13 protein-coding genes are annotated in these 14,364 nt (G+C 26.0%); 2 read left to right on the top strand and 11 right to left on the bottom strand.

The features are described from left to right. Window positions 1–6: 6 nt before the first annotated feature. Together ACLGL0_RS06675 and gcvH are read right to left on the bottom strand one after the other, a co-directional pair. Window positions 7–894, bottom strand: a complete 888-nt coding sequence (locus ACLGL0_RS06675; protein WP_411014104.1) for a DMT family transporter — start codon at window positions 892–894, stop codon at window positions 7–9. 70 nt (window positions 895–964) lie between these two features. Continuing rightward, window positions 965–1,336, bottom strand: coding sequence for a glycine cleavage system protein GcvH (gene gcvH / locus ACLGL0_RS06670; protein ID WP_347713988.1), 372 nt, complete (start codon window positions 1,334–1,336; stop codon window positions 965–967). A gap of 494 nt (window positions 1,337–1,830) precedes the next feature. On the opposite strand from gcvH, the gene guaB reads away from it, so the two are divergent. Further along, the gene (gene guaB / locus ACLGL0_RS06665; protein WP_411014103.1) at window positions 1,831–3,294 is read left to right on the top strand and encodes an IMP dehydrogenase; all 1,464 of its coding nucleotides are present in this window, start codon (window positions 1,831–1,833) and stop codon (window positions 3,292–3,294) included. 53 nt (window positions 3,295–3,347) lie between these two features. On the opposite strand, the gene ACLGL0_RS06660 is transcribed toward guaB, so the two are convergent. From ACLGL0_RS06660 to ACLGL0_RS06630, 7 genes are all read right to left on the bottom strand, one after another. Then, the gene (locus tag ACLGL0_RS06660) at window positions 3,348–3,890 is read right to left on the bottom strand and encodes a TIGR01440 family protein (RefSeq protein WP_411014102.1); all 543 of its coding nucleotides are present in this window, start codon (window positions 3,888–3,890) and stop codon (window positions 3,348–3,350) included. A gap of 9 nt (window positions 3,891–3,899) precedes the next feature. Continuing rightward, window positions 3,900–5,234: an MATE family efflux transporter gene (locus ACLGL0_RS06655; RefSeq protein ID WP_411014101.1), complete on the bottom strand. Its 1,335-nt coding sequence runs from the start codon at window positions 5,232–5,234 to the stop codon at window positions 3,900–3,902. Window positions 5,235–5,245: 11 nt separating this feature from the next. Continuing rightward, on the bottom strand, window positions 5,246–6,262 hold the full coding sequence (gene galE / locus ACLGL0_RS06650) for a UDP-glucose 4-epimerase GalE (RefSeq protein ID WP_411014100.1): 1,017 nt from the start codon (window positions 6,260–6,262) through the stop codon (window positions 5,246–5,248). Between the two features lie 9 nt (window positions 6,263–6,271). After that, complete coding sequence (locus ACLGL0_RS06645) at window positions 6,272–7,198, bottom strand: bifunctional riboflavin kinase/FAD synthetase (protein WP_411014099.1); 927 nt, start codon at window positions 7,196–7,198, stop codon at window positions 6,272–6,274. Window positions 7,199–7,322: 124 nt separating this feature from the next. Next, window positions 7,323–8,159 (bottom strand): P-loop NTPase, encoded by an 837-nt coding sequence (locus tag ACLGL0_RS06640; RefSeq protein WP_411014098.1) that lies wholly within the window; start codon window positions 8,157–8,159, stop codon window positions 7,323–7,325. A gap of 9 nt (window positions 8,160–8,168) precedes the next feature. Then, window positions 8,169–9,914 (bottom strand): ABC transporter ATP-binding protein, encoded by a 1,746-nt coding sequence (locus ACLGL0_RS06635; RefSeq protein WP_411014097.1) that lies wholly within the window; start codon window positions 9,912–9,914, stop codon window positions 8,169–8,171. Then, entirely contained in the window at window positions 9,907–11,694 is a 1,788-nt protein-coding gene (locus ACLGL0_RS06630) for an ABC transporter ATP-binding protein (protein WP_411014096.1), read from the bottom strand. Before ACLGL0_RS06630 ends, ACLGL0_RS06635 begins: the two co-directional genes overlap by 8 nt. Before the next feature lie 102 nt (window positions 11,695–11,796). Here ACLGL0_RS06630 and ACLGL0_RS06625 point away from each other — a divergent pair, with 102 nt between their 5' ends. Then, entirely contained in the window at window positions 11,797–12,684 is an 888-nt protein-coding gene (locus tag ACLGL0_RS06625) for a linear amide C-N hydrolase (RefSeq protein WP_411014095.1), read from the top strand. 37 nt (window positions 12,685–12,721) lie between these two features. Here the strand turns inward: ACLGL0_RS06625 and ACLGL0_RS06620 are convergent, their stop codons facing one another. Together ACLGL0_RS06620 and whiA are read right to left on the bottom strand one after the other, a co-directional pair. Continuing rightward, window positions 12,722–13,336, bottom strand: coding sequence for a DUF4230 domain-containing protein (locus tag ACLGL0_RS06620; protein WP_411014094.1), 615 nt, complete (start codon window positions 13,334–13,336; stop codon window positions 12,722–12,724). A 102-nt stretch (window positions 13,337–13,438) separates the two neighbouring features. Beyond that, window positions 13,439–14,362: a DNA-binding protein WhiA gene (whiA, locus tag ACLGL0_RS06615; RefSeq protein WP_347713980.1), complete on the bottom strand. Its 924-nt coding sequence runs from the start codon at window positions 14,360–14,362 to the stop codon at window positions 13,439–13,441. Window positions 14,363–14,364 lie beyond the last annotated feature (2 nt).

Raw genomic sequence — 14,364 nt, 5'->3', positions numbered from 1 at the left:
TATTTTTTATGCTTTTTTCTCTCTATTTTTCTTTGTGTTTAATAAATATGACATTAAAGACATTGAGAAAATCAAGCTAATTCCTATTAAACTATAGATACTTACAGACTCATTTAGTATTAATTTTCCTAGTATAACTACAAATACAATTCCTAAATAATTAAATATACTTACATCTGAAGCCTTTGCATATTGATAGCTTATAGTTAATCCGAACTGACCAACTGCAGAAGCAATTCCTATTAAAATCAAATATATAATACTAGTTAAATCAGGTATATTTAAATTATTAAAAACAAACGGGAAACTACAAATAGTTGAGAATAGTGAAAAAATAAAAATAATTGTTTCAGTTTTTTCTGATTTTCCTATTTTTGATACACACATATATGCTATAGCTGAGCTAAGAGCAGAACTCATTCCAACCATAGCAGGAAATAATCTTGAATTAAATTGTGGTCTTACTACGAAAATTGCACCAATAAATGAAAATGTTAAAGTTAAAAATTTTTCCAATGTAAATTTTTCCTTAAATAAAAAACAAGCTATTAAAACTACAAAAATAGGACTAGTTCTTTGTAAAATTCCTGCATCTGCTACAACCATATTATTTATAGCATAGAAATTAAAGATAACACCCATGTACCCGAAAGTTGATCTCATAAGAAGTAATTTTCTATTTTTCTTTTCTCCTAGGAAACTACTTCCTTTCATTAATATATATATAGTACAAATAATTAGCATTACAAAATTTCTCATAAAAACTTGTTGCATAAGTGTAAATTTCCCAGATGTTAGCTTTACAAAAATTTGCATAAAGCTAAAACCAAGTGTAGAAATTATCATAAAAATAATACCTAGTCTTAAATTTTTATTTTTGGAATTTTCTGCCATAAAACCTCCTTATTAAAAAAATAAATGCCACGCAAGTGGCATTTATTAAATAATTAATTTTAAGAAACTATTATAATGATGCTTCATAATCAGCGTCATTAGTTAATTCTTCTAATTCAGCTGGATTAGACATTTCAATTTTGCAAACCCAAGCAGCATAACAATCTTTGTTGATTTCGCCTGGTTCGTCGTCTAATAATTCGTTAACTTCGATAATTTTTCCTGATACAGGAGCGTTAATATCACTTGCAGCTTTTACTGATTCAACAGATGCTAAAGAATCACCAGCTTCAACTTCATCATCAACTTCTGGAAGTTCAACGTAAACGATGTCTCCTAAGTGATCTTGTGCATAGTCCGCTAAACCAACTGTTGCAACATTTCCTTCAACTTTTACCCAATCATGATCTTTAGTATAAAGTAATCCTTTTTCTACTCTCATTCTAATATACCTCCTAAAATTTTTACTATAACAATAACTCCAATTATGTACTAATTTATTGGATATTAACCATAACATTATAGTATACTTAAATTATAGAGTAGTTTAGAAAAAATTTCAATACCTTTTATTAATTTTTTATTATTTTTTTGAAATTTATTCGAAAATTTAATAAAAATAGTTAAATAATAATAATTATAAAGTAATTTTTTTTATATTTTTCACATAAAATAATAAATAATTAAAGAAAAAAACAAATAAATCGTGAAATTTTTTCGGGAAAACTTTTATCTTATTAATTTTTTAATTGATTTTTTTATAAATTGTTGTATAATATATGTTAATATATTTTTTAATAAATTTTGTTGTTAAATAATAAAATATCTCTATAATATAATAAAAAAATTACATAGTTAAATTAAATATTTATTATACAGTAAATTTTTTAAAAAATATGTTTGAATTTAATAAAATTTTTAGGAGGAAAAGATATTATGTGGGAAACAAAATTCCAAAAAGAAGGATTGACATTTGATGATGTACTTTTAATTCCAGCAAAGAGTGAAGTTCTACCAAAAGATGTTGTTTTAACATCACAATTAACAAAGAAAATTAAATTAAATATTCCAGTTATTTCTGCTGCAATGGATACTGTAACAGAACATAAAATGGCTATTGCTATGGCAAGAGAAGGTGGACTTGGTGTAATACATAAAAATATGCCAATAGAATTACAAGCTGAAGAAGTAAGAAAAGTTAAACGTTCAGAAAGTGGAGTTATTAATGACCCATTTTTCTTAACTCCAGATAATAAAGTTCAAGAAGCTGAAGATTTAATGAGAAAATATAGAATTTCTGGAGTTCCAATTGTAAATTCTCTTGAAGAAAAAAAATTAGTTGGAATTCTAACTAACAGAGATTTAAGATTTTTAGAAGATTATTCAGTAAAAATTGACTCTGTAATGACAAAAGAAAATTTAGTTACAGCTCCTTCAAAAACTACATTAGATGAAGCTGCTAAAATTTTAAGAAATCATAAAATAGAAAAATTACCACTAGTAAATGATGAAGGAATCATTACTGGATTAATAACTATAAAAGATATAGAAAAAGTTGTTAAATATCCAAATTCTGCAAAAGATGCACAAGGAAGACTTCTTGTAGCTGCTTCTGTAGGAACTGGTGCTGATACTTTTGAAAGAGTTGAAGCTCTAGTTAATGCAGGTGTTGATGCTATTGTAATTGATACAGCTCATGGTCATTCTATGGGAGTTGTTCAAAAGGTAAAAGAAATCAGAGAAAAATATCCAGATCTTGATATTATTGCAGGAAATGTTGTAACAGCAGAAGCTACTAGAACACTTTTTGAAGCTGGTGCAGATGTTGTTAAAGTTGGTGTTGGTCCTGGATCAATCTGTACAACAAGAGTTGTTGCTGGTGTAGGTGTTCCTCAAATTACAGCTGTTTATGATTGTGCAACTGTTGCTAGAGAAATGGGAAAAACAATCATAGCTGACGGTGGATTAAAATATTCAGGAGATGTTGTTAAAGCTCTTGCTGCTGGTGGAAATGTTGTAATGTTAGGCTCAATGCTTGCTGGAACTGATGAATCACCAGGAGAATTTGAAATTTTCCAAGGAAGAAGATTTAAAACATATAGAGGTATGGGATCTCTTGCAGCTATGGAAAAAGGCTCAAAAGATAGATACTTCCAAGAAGAAGGTAAAAAACTTGTTCCAGAAGGTATTGAAGGAAGAATTCCTTATAAGGGAACTTTAGCAGATGCTATTTATCAAATCGTTGGTGGAATTAGAGCTGGTATGGGATATACTGGTGCAAAAGACTTAGAAACTTTAAGAGAAACTGCACAATTTGTTAGAATGACAGGTGCAGGATTAATTGAATCTCACCCACATGATGTTCAAATAATTAAAGAAGCTCCAAATTATTCAAAATAGAAATATAAAAAAGGCTATTCGTTTTAAAGCGAATAGCCTTTATTTTTAAATTATTATTGATAAACTGCCCTACTTCCTCCAATCAATTTAGGTCTTGAAGTTAATGCAGTTAAATGTGCATTTCCTATTTCTTTTATTGATAATCTAACTGGAACTTGAACAAATTTAATATGCATTCCAATTGATGTATCTCCAATATCAAGTCCTGCTTTTGCAACTATTTTTTCTACAACTACAGGATTTTTAAATAATTCGTATGCTGAAGTGGCAACTCCACCACCAGCATTTTTTTGTGGAATAACATTTACTATTTCAAAATTATTTTTAATAGCAACTTCTTTTTCTACAACTAACGCTCTATTCAAATGTTCACAACATTGAACAGCAAAGTTTACTTTAATTTTATCCAACTTTTCTTTTATAGTTTCAACAATTAGCTCTCCTACTTCAATATCAGTATCTTTACCTATATGTTTTCCTTTTACTTCACTTGTACTACAACCTAAAACAAAAATATCTCCCTCATCAAATTTTGCTTTTTCAATAAGTTCATCCATACAAATTTCTAAATCTTTTCTAATTTTACCTAAATCCATAATAACCTCCTAAAAAGTACTAATCTTTTTAACAGTTTTTAAAAGCAAGATAAATCCTGTTATAGCGGAAATAAAATCAACTATTGGGTAAGTAATCCACGCTCCTAAAACACCAAATTTACCTATCATAATTATAACTATCGGAATATATAGAAGTGTTTCTCTATAAATTGATAAGAAAAAATTGTTTTTTTCCATCCCAACTGATTGAAAAAAGTATATACAAATGTAATAAAAACTCAAAATCGGAAAAACTAAAATTACATATCTAAAACTATCTGTCGCCATTTGTAAAAGTCTTTCATCTTTTAAAAACAGACCTATAATTAAATTAATATTATAATTCATAAAAATCCAGATAATTGTAGATAGTGAAAACACAAAAACAAATCCTGTTTTTAAAATTTTCTTTATTTTTAAAAAATCTTTAGCTCCATAATTATAAGAGATGAGTGGTTGAATTGAACTGCTTACCCCTATCATTGCAACAAACATAAACATAGAAACCTTTGTTATTACTCCTACCAAAATAATTGCATCATTACCGCCAACTGGTAAAAGTAAATGATTAAGGACACTTATTAATATAGCATCTGAAAATTCTATTACAAATGAAGAAAAACCTATTGCTAAAATATTAAATGAAATTTTCGAGTCAAATCTTGGAATTAAGCTGAAATTATTTTCTTTCTGTAATTTTTTTACAAAAACAAATGAAAATAAAAAAGATATAAATTGGCTCGAAATAGTAGCAATCGCAGCTCCTTCTACAGCCATATTCAAATTTTTAATTAAAATATAATCTACAACTATATTTATTAAAGCCCCAATACTTGAAGTTAATAGCATTACTTTCATATTGCCATAAGCAATATTTATATATCCAAAAACTGTTGTAAATGCTAAAAAAATACTTCCAAACATAACTATTCTTAAATAGTTAGTAGAATATAATAAAATATTATCTCGAGCTCCTAAAAACATACAAATATTCGAAGTAAATAGAAATGTAAATACACTAACTATTAATATTATTAACAAAGTTAGTCCATTTACTGCTGTTGTATATTTTGTTATATCCTTATTCCTTTTTTCACCAAGTCTTCTAGAAATTAAATTTGAAACTCCAATTCCTAAACATACTGAAATTGCAATAATAAGTCTTTGTAAAGGAAAAACTACACTTAAAGCACCTATAGAATCTGCTCCTACATATCTACCTACGAAAAAAGTATCAACCATATTGTATAGTTCTGCAATCAGAATACTTAAAATTCCAGGAATTGCAAAATGTAATATTGCCTTAACTATATTATTCTCGTTATAAATATTTTTCGTGCCCATTTTAAACCTCATTAATCCTCATATCCATTTGGATTATTTACTTGCCATCTCCAACTATCTTCACACATTTCTCTGATTCCATATTTAGCTTCCCAACCTAATTCATTTTTAGCTTTAGAAGAGTCAGCATAACACTCTGCAATATCTCCGCTTCTTCTTGGAGTAACTACATATTTTATCTTTTTACCTGTAACTTCTTCAAAATTTTTAATCATATCGAGAACACTATAACCTTCACCTGTTCCAAGATTATAAATCCTAACAGCCTTACTATCTTCAAACTTTTTAATTGCCTTTATATGACCTAATGCTAAATCTAAAACGTGGATATAATCTCTTACACCTGTTCCATCTTTTGTTTCATAATCATCACCGAAAACTCTAACATACTCTAATTTACCAACTGCAACTTGAGTTATATATGGAACTAGATTATTAGGAATACCATTAGGATTTTCACCTATTTTTCCACTCTTATGCGCACCAATTGGATTAAAATATCTAAGAAGTACAATATTCCAATTATTATCTGAAATATATAAATCCCTAAAAATTTCTTCTAAAAATAATTTTGTTCTCCCATAAGGATTAGTTACAGAAAGTGGAAATCCTTCATTAATAGGAACTGTTTTAGGTTTTCCATATACAGTTGCTGAAGAACTAAAAATAATATTTTTTACATTAAACTCTCTCATAACTTCTATTAACTTTAAAGTTCCATTAATATTATTATCATAATATTCAACTGGTTTTTCTACTGATTCCCCAACAGCTTTAAGACCAGCAAAATGAATTACTCCGTAAATATCATTTTCAGAAAATATCTTTCTAAGTATTTCTTTATCTCTAATATCACCTTCATAGAACTTAAAATTTTTGCCACTAAGTTCTTCAATTCTATTCAAAACTTTTTTACTAGAATTGTAAAAATTATCAATTATCACAACTTCATATCCTTCATTTAAAAGTTCTATACAAGTATGCGAACCAATATATCCAGCTCCACCTGTAACTAAAATTTGTTTCATATCTATCTCCTATTTATACTCATTAATTAATTCTCTACATTCAATTTCATCTTTTTTTAACTGATCTATCAATTCTTCTATAGAGTTAAATTTGATATTATCTCTAAGTCTTTTTAAAAAGCATAGTTCAATCTCTTCTCCATAAATATCGTCATTAAAATCAAAAATATGTGATTCTATAGATGACTTTTTATTATCAAAAGTAGGATTATGTCCAACACTTGAAAAACTAAAATACTCTTTATCACCAATTATAGTTTTTGTTAGATAAACACCTTCTTTTACCATAACATAATTAAATGACATTTCTAAATTTGCGGTTGGATATCCTAGATCTCTTCCCCTTTGGAAACCTTGTATAACTTTTCCTTTAATTGAAAAATAGTCTCCAAGCAAAGTATTTGCCAATTCAATTTTCCCAGTTTTTATGTATTCAATAATTTTTGTACTACTAATTTCATTATTATCATAGCTTAATTTTTCTATAATAGTACAAGATAATTGTTTTTCTTTCATATAAGATTCAATAAAATCAATATTTCCTTCACGATTTTTTGAAAATCTATAATCCTTACCAACTACAATATGTTTGACATTAAGATTAATAGTTAAAAAATCTAAAAATTCAATTGGTGTTAAACTTTTAATTTTTTCAGAAAAATCTATACTAAAAACATAGTCTATTTTAAAACTTTCCAGTTTTTTTAATTTATCCTCAAAAGACATTATCCTACTTAAATTCTGATTGAAAATTAAGTCTTTAGTATGATTTACAAAAAGGAAAACTGCACTCTTATATCCTTTATTTAATTTTACATTGTTTAATTCTGAAATTAATTTTTGATGGCCTATATGGAAACCATCAAAATTTCCTAGAGCTACAACAATATCATCAAATTTAAAATTACTCTCCAAATTTAATTTAAAATGCTCCATACAAACCTCTTCTTAATCCATATTTTACAATAATTATACAACAAATAATGCTTTATTTCAATTTACCATATTGGAATATCTATTTCAAAAAATAAAAAACATGTTCGTATTGAACATGTTCTCTCTATAATTTTTCAATTGAATCTAATATATCTGATAAATAATCAGTATCTAATTTTTCTGCTTCTCCCTCATCTACCATTTCAGGTATATTTTTATTTAAAGGAATTTTAGCAACATTTGTAAGTCCAAATTTTCTAGAAATATATGGTAAATCACTTTCACCAAATATACTCAATTCTTCATTACAACATGGACATTTAAAATAACTCATATTTTCAACAATTCCTATTATTGGAATATTCATCATTCTTGCCATCTTAACAGCTTTTTCAACAATCATAGATACTAAATCTTGTGGTGAGGTTACAATAATAATCCCATCAACTGGTAGTGATTGAAATACCGTTAAAGCAACATCTCCTGTACCAGGTGGCATATCCACAAACATATAGTCTACATTTTCCCAAACAACATCTGTCCAAAATTGCTTTATAACACCACCTATAACAGGTCCTCTCCAAATAACTGGATCAGTTTCTTTTTCAAGTAATAAGTTAATACTCATTATTTTTATTCCATTTTCAGTTTTACATGGAATGATTCCTCTGTCATCTATTTGAGCTTTAGTGTCAATACCAAAAGATTTTGGTATAGATGGTCCAGTAATATCTGCATCTAAAATACCAACTTCTTTTCCTCTCTTCATCATTCCAGTAGCAAGCATAGATGTAATTAAAGATTTACCAACTCCACCTTTACCACTTATAACACCTATTACCTTTTTAATATCACTAAATTGATTTTGTTCAACCAATAAACTTTCAAATTCTTCAGATACTCCACAGCTTGATGCACTTGAGCATCCTGAGCATCCACCTGAGCTACATCCACTACTCATAATATCCCCCTAAATTTTCAATTCTTCAGAAATATACATTTTATAATATATTCCCTTTTTATCTAATAATTCTGTATGTGTACCTTGTTCAAGAATATTTCCTTTTTCTATCAAAACAATTTTATCACAATGCTTAATTGTTGACAATCTATGTGCAACAATTATAGACGTCTTTCCACTTAAAATATCCTTCATTTTATTTTGAATGAATTTTTCAGTTTCAGTATCTATTGAAGAAGTTGCCTCATCTAATATTAACAATTTTGGATTTTTAATCAAAGCTCTTGCAAAAGAAATTAATTGTTTTTGTCCACTTGATATATTATACCCACTTTCTCCAATAACTGTATCAATTCCATCTGGTAATTTAGAAATAAACTCATCTATTCCAAGCAAATTACATATTTCCATAATCTCTTCATCAGTTGCATTTTCGTTTCCAAACTTTATATTTTCCTTGATAGAAATGGAAAAAAGTTGAGGCTGTTGTAAAACATATCCTAAATTATTATATAAACAAGTTTTATCAATATTCTTATAGTTAATTCCATCTAAATAAATATCTCCAGAAGTAGGATCATAGAATTTACAGATTAAATTAACAATAGTAGATTTACCACTTCCAGTACTACCAATAAAGGCAACACTCTGCCCCTTTTTTATTTCAAAATTAAAATCTTTTAAAATTAACTTATCATCATCAAAATAATGAAAACTTACATTTTCAAACTTTATATTTCCATCAAAATTTAAGTCAGTTTCAAGACCTTCAATAACTTCATCATCTTCATATAATATTTGAAAAATTCTTTCTGCAGAAGCCTGAGCAGATTTTAAATCTGTAAAAATTTGAGCAAGCATTTTAAAAGGTTCAAATATTTGAAAACTATAAGTTAAGAAACTCAAAAAAGCTCCATAAGTCATTACATGTTTCATAACTGAAATTGAAGAAAAATTAAATGCAAAACCAACTCCAATACTTGCAATAAACATAACAGTTGGAACAAAAATTGCTGAAATAAGAATTGATTTTAAATTGTATTTTCTATATTTTTCATTAAAAACTACAAATTCCTTCTTCTTTTTTTCCTCTATTCCAAGCGCTTTTATTGTTTTAATATAGCTTAAAGATTCAGTATAACTTCTTATAATTTTTGAATTATAGTCTCTTACTTTTCTTTGGAATTTTAATATATTTTTTTGAAAAAGAAGAGTTATAATGTATATAATAGGCAACATTAAAAATAGCATTATAGTCAAAGTAAAGCTTAAATAAAGCATTATTGCTATTGAAAACAATAGAACAATTATACTATGACAAGCATCCATTACTCCCCAGCTAAAAACTTCACTAAGTTTTTGAACGTCAGAAGTTAATCTTGAGATTAATTCTCCAATTTCATATTTCTTAATATTTGTAATTGAGAATTTTTCAATTTTTTCAAAAACTGATTTTCTTATATCTTTTGAAACTTGATATTCAAGCTTCCCACCAAAAACATAAAAGCTATATATTGCAAGAGTTGATATTACTACAAGAGAAAAGAATGAAAGTCCAGCAATAATAAAACCCCTTAAATTTTGCTTTGTAATAAAATCATCAGTTAATAATTTGATTGATAATGGAACAACTGCTTGTAAAAGACCTGAAATTACAACTACAAACATAAGCACATAAAGTTTTTTATATTCAATTTTATAAAATTTTATTAAGTCTCTAAAAATATTAATATTTACAACTTTCCTTTTATTCATTACTTACATCATATTCCTTACTTTGAATTTCATTAATTTTACTATATATTCCATTTTTCATAATCAAATCATTATGTTTCCCACTTTCAACTATTTTTCCACCATCCATAACAATTATATTGTCACAGTTAGTTATTGTTGAAATTCTATGTGAAATAAAAATAGAAGTAAATTTTTTATCCATTGATTTTAGTGCATTATTTATCTTTAAGTCTGTATTCATATCTACAGCACTTAAACTATCGTCTAAAATTAGTACTTCAAAAGGCTTTAATAAACCTCTTGCGATAGAAATTCTCTGTTTTTGACCCCCAGATAAATTTCCACCATTATCAATTACAACTGTTTCATATTTAGATGAGAAATTTAGAATTTCATCATGAATAGATGAAACTTCAGTTGCATTAAAAACTGATTTATCATCAATATTATCATTTGTAATCTTAACATTCTCTAAAATTGACATATTAAATAATTCACTATCTTGCATAATTGCAGAAATCTTTTCTCTAAGATATCTTTTATTTATTTCTTTAATATTAATTCCATCAATAAGAATTTCTCCACTTGTAACTTCAAACAATCCCAAAAGTAAATATACAATCATACTCTTTCCACTACCAGTAGAACCAATAACTCCAAGACTTTCGCCTGCATTTATAGCAAAACTAATATCATCTAAAACTGTATTATCATTTATTACTAAGCTAACATTTTTAAATTCAATTTTTTCAGAGAAAGATACATCTCTAATACCATATTCATAATCTTCTTCTGGCAAATCTAAAACTTCATAAATTCTAGAAATTGAAACACTTGCTTTTGCCATATCACTAAGTAACTGTCCCATTTGTCTAATAGGCCAAATAATCATATTTATATAGATGACAAAAGCTATCAAATCCCCAAAATTCATTCTACCGGAAATAGTTTCATAACCTCCTACAACTAGAATTATTGCAAGTTGCAAGAAAGTTAAAAAGTCATTTACAGCTCTAAATTTCGCAGAAGTCTTCATAAATTTATTTTGAGTTATATTAAATTCTTCGTTTTTTTCTCTAAAGAGTTTTAAAATATAATCCTCTCTATTAAATGCTTTTATAACTCTAATATTAAATAAAGCTTCTTTTATGAATACCATAAGTTGACTTTCAGCTTCATCTGTCTCTTTAAAAATCTTTCCAATTTTGCCATAAAAAACATAAGATAAAAATGATATAACTATACAAAGACTTATACTTATCATAGCAAGTTTTAAATTTATTAAAGACATAACAATAATTACTAAAACAATTGTCGCAATTGATCCGAAAGCATTTACTAGCTGAGTTGAAAATAACTTTCTAACAGTCTCTATATCAGAAGAACTTCTTTGAATCAAGTCTCCAGTTGAATAATCATTTAAGCATCTTATATCTATATTTAAAAATTTATTATACATTTTTTCTTTTAAATTATAAATTAAATTTTCACAAGCGACATTAGAGTAATAATTTCTTAAAAAAATAAAAATACAACTAATACCTGTTAAAAATACTATTACAAAAGCTAATATGTATATATGACTTCTTAGAAAATCTCTACCTCCGATAAGATTAACAGCTTTCTCTAAAATATCGTATTTATACTCTTTATCGCCAATTATTGAATCCACAGTAATCATGATTACAATAGGTGTAAGCCCGGAAAAAATTTGTATAAAAATTGTAGAAATCATAGAAAGAAAGTAAGTCAGTCTATTATTCTTTAAAATCTTCCAAAAAAGTTTAATTTCTTTCAATACATCACCTCAAAATATACTTACTTATATTTTAATCTAATTTGAAAAAAAAGGCAAATTTAATTACATTTATATGGGTATAATACAATAAGAGGTGATTTTATGTGCACTACTTTTTCAATTAACAGAAATGGTGAAACACTACTTGGACGAACAATGGATTTAAGAGTCCATCATAGATATGAATTTAAATATTTTCCTGAAAACTTCAATTATGAAGAAGATGTTTTTGGAAATAAATTATATACAAAATACAAAATTATGGGAGCAACTTTTAAAGATTATGACAATCTAATTGATGGAATCAATGAAAAGGGACTTTTAGGATGTACTAATTCTTTTAGAAATGCAATTAGCTTTAAAACTGAACCTATAGAATCTAAATTAAATTTAACATCAACTAAGATTTTAAATGTATTTTTGACAAATTGTGAAACACTTGAAGATATAAAAAATTTAGCTCCAAAAATATATATAATTGAAAAATCTCTTGTTGATGACACTAACTTTTCAATACATTTTCACTATATGTTTACAGACAAAAATAATAAAAGTCTTGTTTTAGAAATCGAAGATGGTAATTTAAAAGTTTATGAAAATAAATATAATGTAATGACTAATAGTCCAAGTTTTGCAAAACATATAAGAAATTTAGAAAAATACCTAGAAAAAGGAGAATTAAAAGGAAATATTTATACTCCTACAAAAAGATTTATACGAGCTTACATAGAGTTACAAAACTTAAAAGAAAATAATCTTTTTGAAAACAATGAAAATATTTTATTTAATTCTTTGAAAAAATTTACAATAAAAAAAGAGGACATAGAAAATATTTCAGAAGAATCACAAAATATAACTTTATACTATTCTATTACTAATTCCAAAACTTTAAAATACTTTTTAAAATATACAAATAAAGAGAATATAAATACATTTTCTTTTGATGATTTTAAAGATGAGAAAAATAAAATAACTGTTCAGTTTAAATAAAAAAGACTTTACATTGTTGTAAAGTCTTTTTATTATTTTATTCAAATACTATTTTATATTTTTCTTTTATTTCTTTTGTTGTATTTAAAAGCTCAGTAATTATTTTCTTTGCTACCTCTTTTGACTGTTCAAAAACTCCGCTTTCTCTAGCATCAGCCTCAGCATTTTCCTTGCCACTTTGAGTAAATTGTGCATAATCATCAATTTTAACTGGATTAAAAATAGAATTAGTTTCATCATAAACTTTTATTGATTTCATATCTATCTCATTAGATAATACTTTTGATTCAGGTAAAGTAACCTTTATTGTTTTACTACCTTCGTCAACTTCAATTTTTGTTTCCGCAAAATCAATACCTAATTTTAAAACTCCAGTATAAGTTAAAATAAAACTTGATTTTGTAAATGGTAATTTAATATTAAATAAAGTATTCCAGTCTTCTCTACTAGCCAATTGTTTATACTTATATTGTATAGTTGACATCTCCTTTATTTCTTTAATTTGAACCCCTATAGTTTCATTAGTAATTTTTGGTTTCCCATTATCAGTTCTAAACCACAAATAAGAGCCTCCTGCAATTACTATAACTAGTAAAATAACCATAGGCATTGAAATAGTTTTTTTCAAAAAACCTTTTACATCCATTTTCATTTTTGAAAATCCTCCTAAATAAATATATTTACGTAACCATTATATATATATATATATATATGATGTCAAGTATTTTTTTCATTAAAAAAAATGGCAAATAAATTATATTTTATTCGCCATTTCAATTATTTTTTTAAATCTATGATTTACTCCTGATTTACTAATCTTTAAAATATCTGCCAATTCTTTTAATGAATAACTTGGATTTTTTAATCTTAGTTCACAAAGATCGAGTAAATTTTTATCTATATTTTTTTTACCATATCTTTTATAAAGTTTATTTATTGCATCAATTTGTGCAAAAGAAGTATTTAAAGTCTTATCTAAATTTGCAGTTTCACAATTTGTAAGTCTGTTTGTATTATTTTTTATTTCTTTAATCATTTTAGTTTCTTCAAACTTAAACAAACTATTTACAGTTCCTATTAACGAAAGAAAATCAGAAATAAGTTCACTATCTTTTACATATACAATATATAGTCCCTTTTTTTCAAGACTCTTTGCTTTTATTCCAAATATTTTTAAATACTTAATTACAAGTTTAGCTAACTCTTCTGAATTTAAAGTAAATTCTAAATGGTAACTCTTATCTGGATTTGTAACTGAACCAGCTCCTAAGAAAATTCCACATAAAAAGTTTTTAATAAAATTTTTGCTTTTAACAGAATCTTCGTATAAATCATCTTTTGGAAAAAGACTATCTAAATCTGAGAAAAATGCATCTTTTAAAAATTTCTTTGAAATTTCCTCATCTTCAATTACAATTTTATAAACATTATTTTTTCTTAAATTAGAAATCTTAGACACCATTATTTTTCCATCATAAGAATATAAAAATTTAAATAGTTTAAAGATTCTTCTAATAATTGAATTATTAGTTGTTTCAAATCTAATAATAAAAGCAAAATTACTAAAAACAATTGTTCCATTTGTTCTTATAAAAGCACAAAGTTCAGAAATAGCAGTTTCTCTATCTTCTATTTCTCTTCTTGAAAGTTCATTTTTTAAATCAATTGAAAAAGCCATTA

Source organism: Parvimonas pharyngis (assembly GCF_046569675.1).
Taxonomy (GTDB): domain Bacteria; phylum Bacillota; class Clostridia; order Tissierellales; family Peptoniphilaceae; genus Parvimonas.
The sequence above is the reverse complement of the archived record's forward strand: the minus strand, read 5'-3'. Positions and strand labels throughout refer to the sequence as shown.